This window comes from Segeticoccus sp., from assembly GCF_035708005.1.
In genome coordinates, this window is record NZ_DASSTI010000045.1 from 1 (window position 1) to 15,839 (window position 15,839).

A 15,839-nucleotide genomic window follows, 5' to 3' on the forward strand; every position below is an offset into this window, starting at 1 on the left:
AGCCGCTCGACCTGCTGGTCGGCGCGCTTGCGGATGGCGTTCATCTCCCGCTCGGCGCTCTCGCGCACCTTGCGGCGGGCGTCCGCCTTCGCACCCTCGGCCTCGAGCTCGGCGAGGTCGGACTCGAGCTTCTTGGCCCGAGCCTCCACGTCGGCGTCGCGGCGGTTCTCCAGCTCCTTCTTCTCGGTCTCGATCTGCGCCTCGAGGGAGGGCAGGTCGCGGTGCCGAGCCTCGGTGTCGACCGAGGTGATCATGTAGGCAGCGAAGTAGATGACCTTCTCCAGGTCCTTCGGCGCCAGGTCGAGCAGGTAGCCGAGGCGGCTCGGCACACCCTTGAAGTACCAGATGTGCGTGACCGGGGCGGCGAGCTCGATGTGGCCCATGCGCTCACGACGCACGCCGGCGCGGGTCACCTCGACGCCGCAGCGCTCGCAGATGATGCCCTTGAACCGGACGCGCTTGTACTTGCCGCAGTAGCACTCCCAGTCCCGTGTGGGACCGAAGATCTTCTCGCAGAAGAGCCCGTCCTTCTCCGGCTTCAGGGTGCGGTAGTTGATGGTCTCCGGCTTCTTGACCTCGCCGTGGCTCCACTCGCGGATGTCCTCCGCGGTCGCGAGGCCGATGCGCAGCTCGTCGAAGAAGTTGACGTCGAGCACGTGTGTCCTTCTCTCGCTAAATCTCTAGCAGTGATCAGTGGTGATCGTCAGTACGTGGTGAGTCAGTACGTGGTGACGGGAGCGGTATGCCGGGCACGCACCGGGTGCCGTGGCTCACGGACGCGAGCACCCGGCATACCGTTCCTCCTTCTCAGACTTCCTCGACGCTCGCCGGCTCCCGCCGGGACAGGTCGATGCCGAGCTCCTCGGCCGCGCGGAAGACCTCCTGGTCGGGGTCGCGCAGGTCGATCTGCGTGCCGTCGCTGGAGAGCACCTCCACGTTGAGGCAGAGGGACTGCATCTCCTTGATGAGCACCTTGAACGACTCCGGGATGCCGGGCTCGGGGATGTTGTCGCCCTTGACGATCGCCTCGTAGACCTTGACCCGGCCGGTCACGTCGTCGGACTTGATCGTCAGCAGCTCCTGCAGCGCGTAGGCCGCGCCGTACGCCTCGAGCGCCCAGACCTCCATCTCACCGAAGCGCTGGCCACCGAACTGGGCCTTACCGCCGAGCGGCTGCTGGGTGATCATCGAGTACGGACCGGTCGACCGCGCGTGGATCTTGTCATCGACCAGGTGGTGCAGCTTGAGGATGTACATGTAGCCCACCGACACCGGCTCCGGGAACGGCTCGCCGGAGCGGCCGTCGAAGAGTCGGGTCTTGCCCGAGGCGTCAACCAGCCGGTCACCGTCGCGGGTCGGGTTGGTGGAGTCCAGCAGGCCGGTGATCTCCTTCTCCCGGGCGCCGTCGAACACCGGCGAGGCGACGCGGGTGCCGGCACCGGCCTCGCGCGCGTCCTGCGGGATGTTCTTGGCCCAGTCCGGCTCGCCCTCGATCTTCCAGCCGCGGGAGGCCGCCCAGCCCAGGTGCAGCTCCAGGATCTGCCCGACGTTCATGCGGCCCGGCACGCCGAGCGGGTTGAGCACGATGTCGACGGGCGTGCCGTCCTCGAGGAACGGCATGTCCTCGACGGGCAGGATCTTGGAGATGACGCCCTTGTTGCCGTGGCGACCGGCGAGCTTGTCGCCGTCGGTGATCTTGCGCTTGTTGGCGACGTAGACGCGGACGAGCTGGTTCACGCCCGGGGGCAGCTCGTCGCCCTCCTCGCGATCGAACACCTTGACGCCGATGACCGTGCCGGTCTCGCCGTGCGGCACCTTCATGGAGGTGTCGCGGACCTCGCGGGCCTTCTCACCGAAGATCGCGCGCAGCAGCCGCTCCTCGGGGGTCAGCTCGGTCTCACCCTTCGGGGTGACCTTGCCGACGAGCAGGTCGCCGTCGCGGACCTCGGCACCGATGCGGATGATGCCGCGCTCGTCGAGGTCGGCGAGGACCTCCTCGGAGACGTTCGGGATGTCCCGGGTGATCTCCTCCGGACCCAGCTTGGTGTCGCGGGCGTCGATCTCGTGCTCCTCGATGTGGATCGAGGAGAGCACGTCGTCCTGCACCAGGCGCTGGGACAGGATGATCGCGTCCTCGTAGTTGTGGCCCTCCCACGGCATGAACGCCACGAGCAGGTTCTTGCCGAGCGCCATCTCGCCGCCGTCGGTCGCCGGCCCGTCGGCGATGACCCCGCCGACCTCGAGCCGGTCGCCCTCGTCGACCAGGACGCGCTGGTTGTAGGACGTGCCCTGGTTGGACCGGGTGAACTTGGCGATCTTGTAGGTCTGGTAGGTACCGTCGTCGGCCGCCACCGTCACGGTGTCGGCGGACACCTCCTGGACCACGCCAGCCTTCTGGGCCCGCACCACGTCACCGGAGTCGAGCGCCGCACGGTACTCGATGCCGGTGCCCACGAGCGGGGCCTCCGAGCGCACGAGCGGCACCGCCTGGCGCTGCATGTTGGCGCCCATGAGCGCACGGTTGGCGTCGTCGTGCTCGAGGAACGGGATCAGACCGGTGGCCGCGGAGACCATCTGCCGGGCGGACACGTCCATGTAGTCGACGTCCTCGGCCGGCACGTCGACGGCCTCGCCGCCCTTGGTGCGGACCAGGACCCGCTCCTCGCGGAAGTGGCCGTCCGGGGTGAGCCGGGCGTTGGCCTGCGCGATGACGAACTCCTCCTCCTCGTCGGCGGAGAGGTAGTCGATGTCATCGGTGACCTGGCCCTTGTCGACCCGCCGGTAGGGAGTCTCCACGAAGCCGAACGGGTTGATCCGCCCGTAGGAGGCCAGCGCGCCGATCAGACCGATGTTCGGGCCTTCCGGCGTCTCGATCGGGCACATGCGGCCGTAGTGCGAGGGGTGGACGTCGCGGACCTCCATGCCGGCGCGGTCACGGGACAGACCGCCCGGGCCGAGCGCCGACAGGCGGCGCTTGTGGGTCAACCCGGCGAGCGGGTTGTTCTGGTCCATGAACTGCGACAGCTGGCTGGTGCCGAAGAACTCCTTGATGGAGGCGACGACCGGCCGGATGTTGATCAGCGTCTGCGGCGTGATCGCCTCGACGTCCTGGGTGGTCATCCGCTCGCGGACGACCCGCTCCATCCGGGACAGGCCGGTGCGGACCTGGTTCTGGATGAGCTCGCCGACGTTGCGCAGGCGGCGGTTGCCGAAGTGGTCGATGTCGTCGGTCTCGACCCGGATGCTGACGTCCTCGCCGTGGCGGCGGCCCGGCAGGGTCGTCTCACCGGCGTGGAGGGCGCACAGGTAGCGGATCGTGCCGACGATGTCGTCCACGGACAGCACCGAGTCGGCCAGCGGCGCCTCGAGGCCCAGCTTCTTGTCGATCTTGTAGCGACCGACCTTGGCCAGGTCGTAGCGCTTGGGGTTGAAGTAGAGGTTCTCCAGCAGGGTCTGGGCCGCCTCACGGGTCGGCGGCTCGCCCGGGCGCAGCTTCCGGTAGATGTCGAGCAGCGCGTCGTCCTGGCCGGAGGTGTGGTCCTTCTCCAGGGTCTCGCGGATCGCCTCGTAGTCGCCGAGCTTCTCGAGGATCTCGGCCTCGCTCATGCCGAGGGCCTTGAGCAGGACCGTCACGGACTGCTTGCGCTTGCGGTCGACGCGCACGCCCACGGTGTCGCGCTTGTCGATCTCGAACTCGAGCCAGGCGCCGCGGGAGGGGATGACCTTGGCGTTGAAGACGTCCTTGTCGGAGGTCTTGTCCAGGGACCGCTCGAAGTAGACGCCCGGGCTGCGGACGAGCTGGGACACGACGACACGCTCGGTGCCGTTGATGATGAAGGTGCCGCGGTCGGTCATGAGCGGGAAGTCACCCATGAACACGGTCTGGCTCTTGATCTCGCCGGTCGTGGTGTTCATGAACTCGGCCGTGACGAACAGGGGCGCGGAGTAGGTCATGTCCTTCTCCTTGCACTCGTCGACGGAGTACTTCACCTCCTCGAACCGGTGGTCGCGGAACGAGAGGGACATCGAGCCGGAGAAGTCCTCGATGGGGGAGATCTCCTCGAAGATCTCCTCCAGACCGGAGGTGTCCGGGACGTCGGTGCGCCCGGTGGCCTTGGCGGCCTCAACACGGGCCTGCCAGCGCTCGTTGCCGAGCAGCCAGTCGAAGCTCTCCGTCTGGAGAGCGAGGAGATCGGGGATCTCGAGGGGTTCTTTGATCTTCGCGAAGGAGAGACGGCCGGAAGCCGTACGAGCAGTGGACACAGTCTGGGTCGCAGAACGCGAGGCAGCCAAGGAGGGTCCTTCCACGGGCCTGTTCAAGAGCGGCAAGTTCGCGCCACCTCGGGGCCGCCGACCGGGCCCGATCCGCCGGCGTGACGCTGGGCAGCACAACGGCAGAGGGGCGCGGAGAGGAGGTCAGGGGCAGCGCAAAGCAACAGCATACTCTCCGCGGGCACGTTCGTCCAGCCGCCCCCGGGAGCACCCGCGCCTACGACCCCTGCCGGATCGGCGGGGGAGGTCAGCGGGCCGGCTCGGACCGGGAGCGGATCGCGTCACCTGAGAATGACCCCTCGCGGCTCCCGCGTCAAGGGATTCGCCGGTATGGCGTGCCGCGGGTCTGGTCGACACGCACGAGGCGGGGCGGACCAGTGACTGGTCCGCCCCGCCTGTGAACTGGCTCGCGGCTCCTACGACGTCGCCGCTTGGCGAGCGCTCCCCGGTAGGGCTCATACCCCCACCGGAGACACGATCACTTGAGGGTGACGGTGGCGCCGGCGCCCTCGAGCGCGGCCTTGGCCTTCTCGGCGGCCTCCTTGTCGACCTTCTCCAGGACCGGCTTCGGCGCGCCGTCGACGAGGTCCTTGGCCTCCTTCAGACCGAGGCTCGTGAGGGCGCGCACCTCCTTGATGACCTGGATCTTCTTGTCGCCAGCGGCCTCGAGGACGACGTCGAACTCGTCCTGCTCCTCGGCAGCGGCGGCCTCGCCACCGCCAGCGGCGCCGGCGGCCGGGCCGGCGACGGCGACCGGGGCGGCCGCGGTGACGTCGAAGGTCTCCTCGAACTGCTTGACGAACTCGGACAGCTCGATGAGGGTCATCTCCTTGAAGGCATCGAGCAGCTCGTCGGTGCTGAGCTTCGCCATGGTGGCGTCCTTTCTGTTCCTGCCGTGAGTGGCGTGGATGTGAAGTGCGGACCGGTCGCGCGGGTGCGCGTCAGCCCTCGTCGCCACCCGCGGCGACGTCGGTGGTGCCCTCGCTCTCGACCTTGGCCCGCAGGGCCTCGACCGTGCGCACCGTCTTGGACAGCGGCGCGTTGAACAGGGCGGCGGCCTGGCTGAGCGAGGCCTTCATGGCGCCCGCCAGCTTGGCCAGGAGGATCTCGCGCGACTCGAGGTCGGCGAGCTTGTTGATCTCCTCGGCGGTCATGGCCTTGCCCTCGACGAGGCCGGCCTTGATCACGAGGAGGGGGTTCGCCTTGGCGAAGTCACGCAGACCCTTGGCCGCCTCGACCGGGTCACCGCTGATGAAGGCGATGGCCGAAGGCCCCTGCAGCTGACCGTCGAAGGCCGTGACGCCGGCTTCCTTGGTCGCGAGCTGGGTGAGCGTGTTCTTCACCACGGTGTAGGTCGCGTTCCCGCGCAGGGAGCTGCGCAGCTCGGAGAGCTGGGCCACGGACAGTCCGCGGTACTCCGTGAGCACGGCCGCATCCGAGCCACGGAACTTGTCCGCCAGCTCGGCGATGGCAGCTGCCTTCTCGGGCTTCGCCATGGGGCCTCCTTCAGGTGGTGTTCCAGTGCCGGCGGAAGGGCCCCGCAATCGAGCTGGACAGCAAAGGAGCCCCGGCGCAGGGCACGGGGCTCGCACGTCAACCACCCGGGCATACGACGTCTTGCGTCGCTGCCAGCGGTATGCCGTTCGCTTCGTCACCTGCGCAGGTCGCCCGCTGGTCGCGGGACCTTCGGACACCGGACGTGCGTGGCCACTCGGGCCAGGACACGCATCGGTGACAACCGGCGGTCTTGGGTGGCTTCAGGATACGGGCCGGCGCGCCGCAGGGTCAAAACGGCTCCCTCGGGTGGGCCGCTGGTCGGGCACCGGACGACGCGACGCCCCGACCCGGAGTCCCGGGCGGGGCGTCGCTGCGCTCGAGTGCTCGACAGCGAGCGGCGAGGTCAGGCGCTGACGGCCTCGTCCTCGGCCAGCAGGTTGCGCGTGCGGGTGGTGTCGAGCGGGATGCCCGGCCCCATCGTCGTGCTCATCGTGGCCCGCTCGATGTAGCGGCCCTTGGAGGCGGACGGCTTCAGTCGCAGGATCTCCTCCAGCGCGCTGGCGTAGTTCTCCACGAGCGCCTGGTCGCTGAACGAGGTCTTGCCGATGATGAAGTGGAGGTTCGCGTGCTTGTCCACGCGGAACTCGATCTTGCCGCCCTTGATGTCGGAGACCGCCTTGGCGACATCCATGGTCACGGTGCCGGTCTTCGGGTTCGGCATGAGGCCGCGGGGGCCGAGGACCTTGCCGAGCCGGCCGACCTTGCCCATGAGGTCAGGGGTGGCCACGACCGCGTCGAAGTCGAGCCAGCCGCCCTGGATCCGCTCGATGAGCTCGTCGGTGCCGACGTGGTCGGCACCGGCCTCGGTGGCGGCCTGCGCCTTGTCACCGGCGGCGAAGACCAGCACGCGGGCGGTCTTGCCGGTGCCGTGCGGCAGGTTCACCGTGCCGCGGACCATCTGGTCCGCCTTGCGCGGGTCCACGCCGAGCCGCATGGCCACCTCGACGGTGGCGTCGTACTTCGTGGTGGAGGTCTCCTTCGCGAGACGGACGGCCTCCAGCGGGCTGTAGAGCCGCTCGGCGTCGACCTTGGCGATCGCGGACCGGTAGGCCTTGCTGCGCTTCATGTCTGCTCCTGGTGTTCGGTGTGGAGTTGTGGTGCGGACCAGCGCGTGGCCCTCCCACGGGAAACGGAGATCAGGCGGTGTGGGGATGACTGATCTCCTCGGCGCCTCGGGCCTCGCTTCGCTGCGTTGCCTCGGCGCGGTCGTCGATCAGTCGGTGGTGATGCCCATCGACCGAGCGGTCCCGGCGATGATCCGGCTGGCCTGCTCGACGTCGTTCGCGTTGAGGTCGGCCATCTTCTGCTCGGCGATCTCGCGGACCTGGTCGGCGCTGAGGTGGCCCACCTTGGTCTTGTGCGGCTCGCCGGAACCCTTGGGCACACCCGCGGCCTTCTTGATCAGCTCGGCGGCCGGCGGCGTCTTGGTGACGAAGGTGAAGGATCGGTCCTCGTAGACCGTGATCTCCACCGGGATCACGTTGCCGCGCTGGTTCTCCGTCGCGGCGTTGTACGCCTTGACGAACTCCATGATGTTGACGCCGTGCTGGCCGAGGGCCGGGCCGACCGGCGGGGCCGGGGTGGCCTGGCCGGCCTGGATCTGCAGCTTGATGAAGCCGGCGACCTTCTTCTTGGGAGGCATGTGGGTGCGTCCTCTTTCGTGGTTGTGGGCCCACGCCATGGGCGATGACCCGGTTGCATGCCCGGACGAAGCCCGGGGCGGGGTTTCCGGGGGCAGAGCCCCGGGCGTCTAGATCTTGGCGACCTGGTTGAACGAGAGCTCGACCGGCGTCTCGCGGCCGAAGATGGAGACCAGCACCTTGAGCTTCTGGGTGTCGGGGCTGATCTCGGAGATGGTGGCGGGCATCGTCTCGAACGGGCCCTCCATGACCGTGACGGACTCCCCGACCTCGAAGTCGACGACCTTGACCTCGGTCGGGCGGCCACCCCGCTCGGCGGGTGCCCCGCCGGCGGCCGGCGCGGCCTCCTCGACGGCCGGGTTCAGCATGGTGAAGACCTCGTCGGCGGACAGCGGCACCGGCTGGTGGGTGTGGCCCACGAATCCGGTGACCCCCGGGGTGTGCCGGACGGCGCCCCAGCTCTCGTCGGTGAGGTCCATACGCACCAGCACGTAGCCGGGCATCCGCACGCGGCGAACCTGCTTGCGCTGGCCGTTCTTGATCTCGGTGACCTCCTCCATGGGGACCTGCACCTCGAAGATGTAGGGCTCCATGTTGAGGCTGGTGACGCGGTTCTCGAGGTTGGTCTTCACGCGGTTCTCGTAGCCGGCGTAGGAGTGGACGACGTACCAGTCGCCCTCCTGCATCCGCAACTGCCGCTTGAACTCCTCGGCGGTCAGCGGAGCCTCCTCCTCCGGCTCCACGGTCTCCGTGACCGGGGCGTCCGACGCATCGGCAGCGGGCTCCTCGGAGACGTCAGCCACGGGCTCCTCGGAAACGTCAGCCACCGACTCCTCCGCCGCGGGCTGCTCCACCTCCTCGTCGGCGACCTCGGCGACCTCGGTCGGGTCGGCGACGTCGACCTGGGCGTCCTGCTCGACGGCAGCGTTCGGCGCGTCCTGCTCGGCGCCGTCGGCCTCAGCGGTCCACTGCGGGGACTGATCGGACATTGACCTGCTTCCTCACTGCTGCAACATCGGGCGGGTTGTCGGGGCGGAACTCTCCGGGGCGGACGTCGTCCCCCGCCGGCACGGCTGAGGTCAGGCGGTCGCCCCGCCGAACACCCACAGGACGAGCCGGGTGAACGCGTAGTCCAGCCCGAACACGTAGGCCATGATCGCCGCGACGAAGACGATGACCACGATGGTGTACGTGGTCAGCTCCTCGCGCGTCGGCCGCACGACCTTGCGGAGCTCGTCGATGATCTGGCTGACGAACAGCGCGATGGCACCAAAGACGCCACGCTTCTCCTGCGTGGGCGGCCCCGATCGACCGGAACCGCGGCGTCCCGCGGTGCTCGTGTCGGTCACAGTTCCTCATCTCTGGCGCTCAGGTGCGAGCGACGCAGGTCGCCGACACCTGACCGCGTGGTCGGCAATCGATACACCATCACACTACGACGCAGGGCAGGAGGGACTCGAACCCCCAACCGCCGGTTTTGGAGACCGGTGCTCTACCAATTGAGCCACTGCCCTTCGGGGTGCCGGGCGATCGACGGACCGGCCCACTGCGCACGGCCGCGGCTGCCGCGACGTGACTCAGCGTGGCGGCCATCCACCACCCGACCGACGAGTGTACGCGAGGTCCGGCCGCGGACGCGAACCCGGCGGGCGACCCCGCGGGTGGCCGAGCAGGTGGGTGACCACTGCGCGGACGGCGCGGTCCGGCATACAGGAAGCAATGGGACCATGGGGCGCGTGACCGAGACAACCGCCACCTCTGTCCCCAGCAACCGTCCCCACCCCCGGCGGGTCTCCCGCCGCATCGGCAACATCACGGAGTCCGCGACGCTCGCGGTCGACGCCAAGGCCAAGGCGCTCAAGGCACAGGGCCGCCCGGTGATCGGCTTCGGCGCCGGCGAACCGGACTTCCCGACGCCGGACTACATCGTCGAGGCCGCCCGCGCGGCGACCACGGACCCGAAGAACCACCGCTACACACCGGCCGGTGGGCTGCCCGAGCTCAAGGCGGCCATCGTCGCCAAGACCCAGCGCGACAGCGGGTATGCCGTGCAGCCGGACCAGGTGCTCGTCACCAACGGCGGCAAGCAGGCCGTCTACAACACGTTCGCGGCGCTGCTCGACCCCGGTGACGAGGTGCTGCTGCCGACGCCGTACTGGACCACCTACCCCGAGTCGATCAAGCTCGCCGGCGGGACGCCGGTCGACGTCTTCGCCGGTGAGGAGCAGAACTACCGGGTCACCGTCGAGCAGCTCGAGGCGGCCCGCACCGACCAGACCAAGGTGCTGCTGTTCAACTCCCCCTCCAACCCCACCGGCGCGGTCTACCCGCGCGCCGAGGTCGAGGCGATCGGCCGTTGGGCCGTGGAGCACGGCATCTGGGTCGTGACCGACGAGATCTACGAGCACCTCACCTACGACGGGGCCGAGGCGCCGTCGATGCCGGTGCTCGTGCCGGAGTTGGCCGAGCACTGCGTGGTGCTCAACGGTGTGGCGAAGACCTACGCCATGACCGGCTGGCGCGTGGGCTGGATGATCGGCCCCCGCGACGTCGTCAAGGCGGCGACCAACCTGCAGTCGCACGCCACATCCAACGTCGCCAACGTCTCCCAGCGGGCCGCGATCGCCGCGCTGAACGGCTCCCTGGAGGCCGTGGAGGAGATGAAGGTCGCCTTCGACCGGCGGCGGCGCACCATCGTCGAGATGCTCAGCGCCATCGACGGCGTGGAGTGCCCGACGCCGCAGGGGGCGTTCTACGTCTACCCGTCGGTGAAGGGGCTGCTCGGTAGGACCATTCGCGGCCGCACTCCCCGCACGTCTGTCGAGCTCAGCGAGTTGATCCTCGAGGAGGTCGAGGTCGCCGTGGTCCCAGGCGAGGCGTTCGGTCCCAGCGGCTACCTGCGACTCTCGTACGCACTCGGTGACAACGACCTCGAAGAGGGCGTGGGCCGGATCCAGAAGCTGCTGGCCGAGGCGCGCTGACCCGGCGGTGAGCCGCCCACGGTGAGGCACCGGTGCCCCGCCCGACGCGATGTGGACGCCCGCGGCCCCTCGGGGTCGCGGGCGTCTGCGCGCGGTGGCAGGGTCGGAGCCATGACCGATCACGAGAGCACGGGCGCGGAGTCGATGGGCAGCTACAGCCTCGACGACGAGACGCAGCTGCCGGAGGAGGACACCCTCGACGACCGCGGCCTCGAGGATGCCCTGGACGAGGGGTACTCCCCTCCCGAGCGACCGCGGGGGGTGGACAGCTTCGGCACCACGGTGGAGGAGCAGGAGCGCGGCGAGACGATCGATCAGCGGATCCGCCAGGAGGTGCCGGACCCCGAGTCCGCCTACGGCGCTCCGGAGAACGAGAGCGGGCTCAATGAGGACGATCGCGTCGGCGGTGACGACCGCGACTCGATCCCGGCCGACCTGGACTTCCTCGGCGACGACGAGGTCGGCGAGGCCCGGACCGGTCGGCTGGTGGCGCCCGACGAGGGGGCGCACGAGGACGACGAGAGCGACCTGGTGGCCGAGGACGTCGGCATCTCCGGCGGCGCGGCCTCCAGCGAGGAGGCCGCCATGCACACGGTCGACGAGGGCGTGGAGGCCGACACCGACGAGGACCTGGACCAGGACTTCCGCAACGGTCGCTGAACAGCGACTGGCAGACTGACGCCCATGCCGCGTCCGGTGCAGGAGCTGCCCAAGGCCCACCTCCACCTGCACTTCACCGGGTCGATGCGGATCTCGACCCTGCGCGAGCTCGCCGGCAAGCATGGCCTGCACCTGCCGGACTCGCTGACCGCGTCGTGGCCGCCCCGGTTGCGCGCCACCGACGAACGCGGCTGGTTCCGCTTCCAACGGCTGTATGACGCAGCACGCGCCTGTGTGCGCGACGAGGCCGACATGCGCCGCATCGTCCGGGAGGCCGCGGAGGACGACGCGGCGGAGGGGTCGCGCTGGCTGGAGATCCAGGTCGACCCGACGACCTACGCCACGCACCTGGGCGGGATCACCCCCACGCTCGAGATCGTCCTGGACGAGGCCCGGGCGGCGAACGCAGCGACCGGCACCGAGGTGGCGGTGATCGTCGCGGCCAGCCGGATGCGCCACCCCCTCGAGGCACGAACCCTGGCCCGGCTGGCCGCGAAGTACGCCGGCGACTCCGCAGGGACCGTGGTCGGCTTCGGGCTCAGCAACGACGAGCGGCGCGGCGTCACCGCCGACTTCGCGAAGGCCTTCCAGATCGCTCGGCAGGCGGGGCTCGCGCTCGTGCCGCACGGTGGCGAGCTGTTGGGCGCCGATGCGGTCGGCGAGACGCTCGATGCCCTCGCGCCGGACCGGCTGGGCCACGGCGTGCGCAGCGTCGAGGACCCAACCGTGCTCGACCGCGTGGTCGAGGAGCAGGTCACCCTCGAGGTCTGCCCGGGGAGCAACGTGGCGCTCGGGGTCTACCCCGCGCCGTCCGCCGTGCCCCTCAAGGCGCTGCTGGCGGCGGGCGCCCAGATGGCACTCGGCGCGGACGACCCGCTGCTGTTCGGCTCCCGCCTCGCCGCGCAGTACGAATCCGCTCGTGTCGACCACGGCCTCGACGACACGGCCCTGGCCGCACTCGCCGCCGGGTCGGTCCGGGGCTCGCGGGCGCCGGCTCACGTGCAGAAGCGCCTGCTCGCGGACATCGACGCCTGGCACCAGTCCCCCGGCAACTGACCGGGCGAGCCACTTCTCCGGCGCCGGGGCAGCGCGGAGCCGAACCGGGGCTGCGGTTCAGAGGGTGAGGCCGACGAGGACGGGCTCGTTGACCAAGGTGACCCCGAAGGCCTCCTCGACACCGGCGCGCACCTCGCGGGCCAGCGCCAGCACATCGGCCGCCTTCGCGCCGCCGCGGTTGGTCAGCGCCAACGTGTGCTTCGAGGAGAGCGCCGCCGGGCCGGGGAGTCCGTAGCCCTTGCCGAAGCCGGCCCGGTCGATGAGCCAGGCGGCGCTGGTCTTCACCTGTCCGTCGGCTGCCGGGAACTCCGGCGGCGCCGGTGCCTCCACGCCAAGCCGGTCGCGGGCCCGCGTCGACAGCTCCGCGAACGCCCCCGCCGACAGGATCGGGTTGGTGAAGAACGAGCCGCAGCTCCACGTGTCGTGGTCGCCCGCGTCGAGCACCATGCCGCGGCGCCGTCGCTGCTCCAGGACCGCGTACCGCGCCTCCGCCAAGGGGACCCGCTCGCCCACCGCCACATCGAGCCCACGGGCGAGGTCGGCATACCCGATGGGCTGGGACTGGTCGGACAGGTGCAGCCGGAAGAGCACGTCGAGCACGACGTAGCGAGCCGCTCCGCGCCAGAGCAGGCCCTTGAAGACGGAGCTCCGGTAGGTGAACCCGCAGTCGGCGCTCGTGAAGGTCCGCACGCGCTGCTCGGCGCGGTCCCAGGCGCGCACCTGCGCGACGGTCTGGGCGACCTCCTGGCCGTAGGCGCCGACGTTCTGCACGGGCGTCGCGCCGGCACACCCCGGTATGCCGGACAGCGCCTCGATGCCCGACCATCCCTCCACGACGGCGCGCGTGACGACGTCGTCCCACGGCTCCCCCGCCGCGACCCGCACCAGCACCACGTCGTCGTCCTCTCCGGGCGACGGCTCCACGCTGACCCCGGCCGTCGCGACCCGCACAGCACTGCCCGGGAAACCGTCGTCGGCGATCACCAGGTTGGAGCCGCCAGCGATCACGAGCAGCGGCTCGTCGGCGTCGTCGACCTCCCGCACCGCGTCGACCACCTCGTCGGTGCTCTCGGCGGTGACCAACCGGGCGGCGGGGCCACCGACCCGCAGGGTGGTCAGGTCGGCGAGGGTGACCTCGTGCTCCTCGAGCATGCGCGCCTCAGCCGAGGGCCACGACCGCGAGGGCGCGGCCGAGCACCTTGGTGCCGTCGCAGGTGACGCTCAGCTCCACGGTGGCGCGGCGGGTCGCCTCGTCGAGCTTCTTGACGGTGCCGCCGACCTCGAGATCGGCGCCGCCCTCCCAGGGCACCACCACCGGCTTCGTGAACCGCGTGGAGTACTCCACCACCCGCCCGGCGTCCCCGACCCAGGCGGACACGACCTCCACGGCCGCCCCCATGGTCCACATGCCGTGCGCGATGACGTCGGGCAGGCCGACCTCCTTGGCGAAGCGCTCGTCCCAGTGGATCCGGTTGCGGTCGAGGCTGGCGCCGGCGTACTGCACCAGCGTGGCGCGGTCGACGTGGAGGGTGCGGCCGGGCAGCTCCTCGCCGACCGACACGTCCTCGAAGCTGCGTACGGTGCCCGTCGCCATCACTCGCCTCCCCGGATCACGATCGTGGACGTGGCCGTGCACACCGGCTCGCCGTCGGTCGTGGACAGCTCGCTGCGGGTGGTGACCATGGCGTGGCCCCCGGCCTCGCGGACGCTGTCGACGTGCAGCACGCCGACGACCTCGTCACCGGCGGTGAGCGGCCGGTGGTGCACGAACTTCTGCTCGCCGTGCACCACGCGGCTGAAGTCGATTCCGGCCTCGGGGTCGACGATGAGCTGCTTGTCGCACTGCTGGGCAATGAGCACCGCGAACGTCGGCGGCGCGATCACGTCGGCGTAACCGCGGGCACGGGCCTCGTCGACGTCCACGTGCACGGGGTCGGCGGCCCCCACCGCCTCGGCGAACTCGCGGATCTTCTCCCGGCCCACCGCGTAGGGCGGGGTGGCCGGGTACTCGCGCCCGGCGAAGTCGGCGTTCACTGGCATGCCCGTGAGCCTAGGACACGACAACGGCCGCCCCGGGAACCTGTCGGTGACAGGTCCAGGACGGCCGTCGTGTGGAGCGGACTCGCTAACCTCTGGGGTCAGCGGGTCTCGCGGTGCGGCGTGTGCTTGCCACAACGCGGGCAGAACTTGCTCATCTCGAGCCGGTCCGGGTCGTTGCGGCGGTTCTTCTTGGTGATGTAGTTGCGCTCCTTGCACACCGTGCACGCCATGGTGATCTTCGGTCGGACGTCGGCGCTCTTGCTGGCCACGGGGCAACCTGCTCTCGAACTCTGGACTATCGGATGGGACTGCGTCTCGGCGCTCCACGGTACGGGACCACGGGTGCCACTCGACACGCTCTTGGTAGCGGGGGCGGGACTCGAACCCGCGACACCACGATTATGAGCCGTGTGCTCTAACCACCTGAGCTACCCCGCCAAGGGCGACCAACCGACGCTGGGCCGCTCGTGACGAGCACCGCGGCGACCCCCGCCGGAGTCGGAGCCCCCAAACGGAATCGAACCGTTGACCTTCTCCTTACCATGGAGACGCTCTGCCGACTGAGCTATAGGGGCCTGCACGAGGAAGGCGGCGCGAGCCGCCCGTCATGCCGCGACGAGGTTACACGCTCAGGTGCCTTCAGCAGAAATCGGGACGCACCCCCGGCCGGCTCGCGACCGATCGCTCAGCCGAGCCGACCCAGGAGGTGCACCCGATCTCGAGAGGGTGAACGCACGGCGAAGGTCCAGCTATTCCCTCCGTCGGCCGGCTCGCCGGCCCGCGCGAGGAAGGTGACCCTCCCGGGCACGAACAGCGGCTTGCGGAAGGCGACCTGCACGGCATACCGCTCCGGCAGGCGCGGCTCGAGCACGGCGAGCGCACGGGCGTGCACCCACATGCCGTGCGCGATGGTGCGGCGGAAGCCGAACGCCCTGGCGGCGAGCGGGTTCAGGTGGATCGGGTTCACGTCACCGCTGACGCCGGCGTAGCGCCGGCCGATCCCCGCCGGCACCCGCCAGAGCGTCTCGGTGGTGGCCTCGGCGGGATCGAGCGCGGGGAGCTCCGCGGCAGCCGGCTGCGCCTCGTCCTGCGGGTGCTCCGGCGCGGCCTCGGGGCGGAGGCGCACCCCGCGGGCGAGGTAGGTGCTCACGCCTTCCCAGACCAGCTCCTCGCCGACGTGGGCCTGCCCGACCAGGTCCACCTGGGCTCCGCGTCGGTGTGGCCGCAGGTCCCGGGCACTGGCCCGCAGCGACAGCGTTTCGGTCGCCCGCACCGGGCGGTGCTGCACCATCTGGTTGCGCACGTGCACCAGCCCCGGCAGCGCCAGGGGGAACTCCCGGTCGGCCATGAGCACGGCCTGCAGGGGGAAGGTGAGCACGTGCAGCCAGGTGCTCGGCACGGTGTCGCGCAGCGCGAAGCCGCACACCCGGTCGTATGCCGCGAGCCTGCTCACGTCGGTCCGCACCTCGCGCTGCTCGACCGTGAGGTCAGGCAGGTGCTGGCCGTGCCGGCGCGGCGCGGTGACCGCCGCGCGGGCGAGCACGGCGGGCAGCGACGGGGCGTCGTCCAGGATGAGGACGCGGCCGGGACGGTCGACAGGAGCGGGCGCCGTGGGGGTCGTGCCGGGCACCGG

The 15,839-nt window shown here is 70.3% G+C and carries 15 protein-coding genes, 3 tRNA genes and 1 pseudogene; 3 read left to right on the top strand and 16 right to left on the bottom strand.

Going from position 1 to position 15,839, the window contains the following annotated elements; translation table 11 throughout:
• From VFL99_RS05355 to VFL99_RS05395, 9 genes and pseudogenes are all read right to left on the bottom strand, one after another.
• Positions 1–656: pseudogene (locus tag VFL99_RS05355) on the bottom strand (DNA-directed RNA polymerase subunit beta'); the annotation flags it as partial.
• A 151-nt stretch (positions 657–807) separates the two neighbouring features.
• Positions 808–4,293, bottom strand: a complete 3,486-nt coding sequence (gene rpoB, locus VFL99_RS05360; protein WP_325105305.1) for a DNA-directed RNA polymerase subunit beta — start codon at positions 4,291–4,293, stop codon at positions 808–810.
• Between the two features lie 457 nt (positions 4,294–4,750).
• Positions 4,751–5,143, bottom strand: a complete 393-nt coding sequence (gene rplL / locus VFL99_RS05365) for a 50S ribosomal protein L7/L12 (RefSeq protein WP_325105306.1) — start codon at positions 5,141–5,143, stop codon at positions 4,751–4,753.
• A gap of 70 nt (positions 5,144–5,213) precedes the next feature.
• Complete coding sequence (gene rplJ, locus VFL99_RS05370) at positions 5,214–5,768, bottom strand: 50S ribosomal protein L10 (RefSeq protein ID WP_325105307.1); 555 nt, start codon at positions 5,766–5,768, stop codon at positions 5,214–5,216.
• A 404-nt stretch (positions 5,769–6,172) separates the two neighbouring features.
• Positions 6,173–6,895, bottom strand: a complete 723-nt coding sequence (gene rplA / locus VFL99_RS05375) for a 50S ribosomal protein L1 (RefSeq protein ID WP_325105308.1) — start codon at positions 6,893–6,895, stop codon at positions 6,173–6,175.
• Between the two features lie 147 nt (positions 6,896–7,042).
• Complete coding sequence (rplK, locus tag VFL99_RS05380; RefSeq protein ID WP_325105309.1) at positions 7,043–7,471, bottom strand: 50S ribosomal protein L11; 429 nt, start codon at positions 7,469–7,471, stop codon at positions 7,043–7,045.
• Between the two features lie 108 nt (positions 7,472–7,579).
• The gene (gene nusG, locus VFL99_RS05385; RefSeq protein WP_325105310.1) at positions 7,580–8,458 is read right to left on the bottom strand and encodes a transcription termination/antitermination protein NusG; all 879 of its coding nucleotides are present in this window, start codon (positions 8,456–8,458) and stop codon (positions 7,580–7,582) included.
• A gap of 90 nt (positions 8,459–8,548) precedes the next feature.
• On the bottom strand, positions 8,549–8,818 hold the full coding sequence (secE, locus tag VFL99_RS05390) for a preprotein translocase subunit SecE (protein ID WP_325105311.1): 270 nt from the start codon (positions 8,816–8,818) through the stop codon (positions 8,549–8,551).
• 92 nt (positions 8,819–8,910) lie between these two features.
• Positions 8,911–8,983: transfer RNA gene (locus tag VFL99_RS05395), tRNA-Trp, on the bottom strand.
• Between the two features lie 222 nt (positions 8,984–9,205).
• On the opposite strand from VFL99_RS05395, the gene VFL99_RS05400 reads away from it, so the two are divergent.
• From VFL99_RS05400 to VFL99_RS05410, 3 genes are all read left to right on the top strand, one after another.
• A complete protein-coding gene (locus VFL99_RS05400; RefSeq protein ID WP_325105312.1) occupies positions 9,206–10,450 on the top strand; it encodes a pyridoxal phosphate-dependent aminotransferase in 1,245 nt (414 codons plus the stop codon).
• 111 nt (positions 10,451–10,561) lie between these two features.
• A complete protein-coding gene (locus tag VFL99_RS05405) occupies positions 10,562–11,110 on the top strand; it encodes a DUF5709 domain-containing protein (RefSeq protein ID WP_325105313.1) in 549 nt (182 codons plus the stop codon).
• Positions 11,111–11,134: 24 nt separating this feature from the next.
• A complete protein-coding gene (locus VFL99_RS05410) occupies positions 11,135–12,166 on the top strand; it encodes an adenosine deaminase (RefSeq protein WP_325105314.1) in 1,032 nt (343 codons plus the stop codon).
• A gap of 57 nt (positions 12,167–12,223) precedes the next feature.
• Here VFL99_RS05410 and VFL99_RS05415 read toward each other — a convergent pair whose 3' ends face one another.
• The 7 genes from VFL99_RS05415 to VFL99_RS05445 all read right to left on the bottom strand — a co-directional run bounded on the left by VFL99_RS05415 (position 12,224) and on the right by VFL99_RS05445 (position 15,836).
• A complete protein-coding gene (locus VFL99_RS05415) occupies positions 12,224–13,318 on the bottom strand; it encodes a UDP-N-acetylmuramate dehydrogenase (protein WP_325105315.1) in 1,095 nt (364 codons plus the stop codon).
• A 7-nt stretch (positions 13,319–13,325) separates the two neighbouring features.
• On the bottom strand, positions 13,326–13,760 hold the full coding sequence (locus VFL99_RS05420) for a MaoC family dehydratase (RefSeq protein WP_325105316.1): 435 nt from the start codon (positions 13,758–13,760) through the stop codon (positions 13,326–13,328).
• Positions 13,760–14,206 carry an FAS1-like dehydratase domain-containing protein gene (locus VFL99_RS05425; protein WP_325105317.1) on the bottom strand — a complete coding sequence of 149 codons (447 nt, stop codon included), beginning with the start codon at positions 14,204–14,206 and terminating at the stop codon, positions 13,760–13,762. Before VFL99_RS05425 ends, VFL99_RS05420 begins: the two co-directional genes overlap by 1 nt.
• 98 nt (positions 14,207–14,304) lie before the next feature.
• Complete coding sequence (rpmG, locus tag VFL99_RS05430) at positions 14,305–14,475, bottom strand: 50S ribosomal protein L33 (RefSeq protein ID WP_325105318.1); 171 nt, start codon at positions 14,473–14,475, stop codon at positions 14,305–14,307.
• 92 nt (positions 14,476–14,567) lie between these two features.
• Positions 14,568–14,644: transfer RNA gene (locus tag VFL99_RS05435), tRNA-Met, on the bottom strand.
• 64 nt (positions 14,645–14,708) lie between these two features.
• Positions 14,709–14,781 (bottom strand) — tRNA-Thr (locus tag VFL99_RS05440).
• A gap of 110 nt (positions 14,782–14,891) precedes the next feature.
• Positions 14,892–15,836, bottom strand: coding sequence for a MaoC/PaaZ C-terminal domain-containing protein (locus VFL99_RS05445; RefSeq protein WP_325105319.1), 945 nt, complete (start codon positions 15,834–15,836; stop codon positions 14,892–14,894).
• Positions 15,837–15,839: the final 3 nt, after the last annotated feature.

Coding starts and splice junctions, on each gene's coding strand:
- rplA (WP_325105308.1), bottom strand. CDS start 6,895: ATGAAGCGCAGCAAGGCCTACCGGTCCGCGATCGCCAAGGTCGACGCC.
- VFL99_RS05410 (WP_325105314.1), top strand. CDS start 11,135: ATGCCGCGTCCGGTGCAGGAGCTGCCCAAGGCCCACCTCCACCTGCAC.
- rplK (WP_325105309.1), bottom strand. CDS start 7,471: ATGCCTCCCAAGAAGAAGGTCGCCGGCTTCATCAAGCTGCAGATCCAG.
- VFL99_RS05420 (WP_325105316.1), bottom strand. CDS start 13,760: ATGGCGACGGGCACCGTACGCAGCTTCGAGGACGTGTCGGTCGGCGAG.
- VFL99_RS05415 (WP_325105315.1), bottom strand. CDS start 13,318: ATGCTCGAGGAGCACGAGGTCACCCTCGCCGACCTGACCACCCTGCGG.
- nusG (WP_325105310.1), bottom strand. CDS start 8,458: ATGTCCGATCAGTCCCCGCAGTGGACCGCTGAGGCCGACGGCGCCGAG.
- rplL (WP_325105306.1), bottom strand. CDS start 5,143: ATGGCGAAGCTCAGCACCGACGAGCTGCTCGATGCCTTCAAGGAGATG.
- VFL99_RS05405 (WP_325105313.1), top strand. CDS start 10,562: ATGACCGATCACGAGAGCACGGGCGCGGAGTCGATGGGCAGCTACAGC.
- VFL99_RS05425 (WP_325105317.1), bottom strand. CDS start 14,206: ATGCCAGTGAACGCCGACTTCGCCGGGCGCGAGTACCCGGCCACCCCG.
- rplJ (WP_325105307.1), bottom strand. CDS start 5,768: ATGGCGAAGCCCGAGAAGGCAGCTGCCATCGCCGAGCTGGCGGACAAG.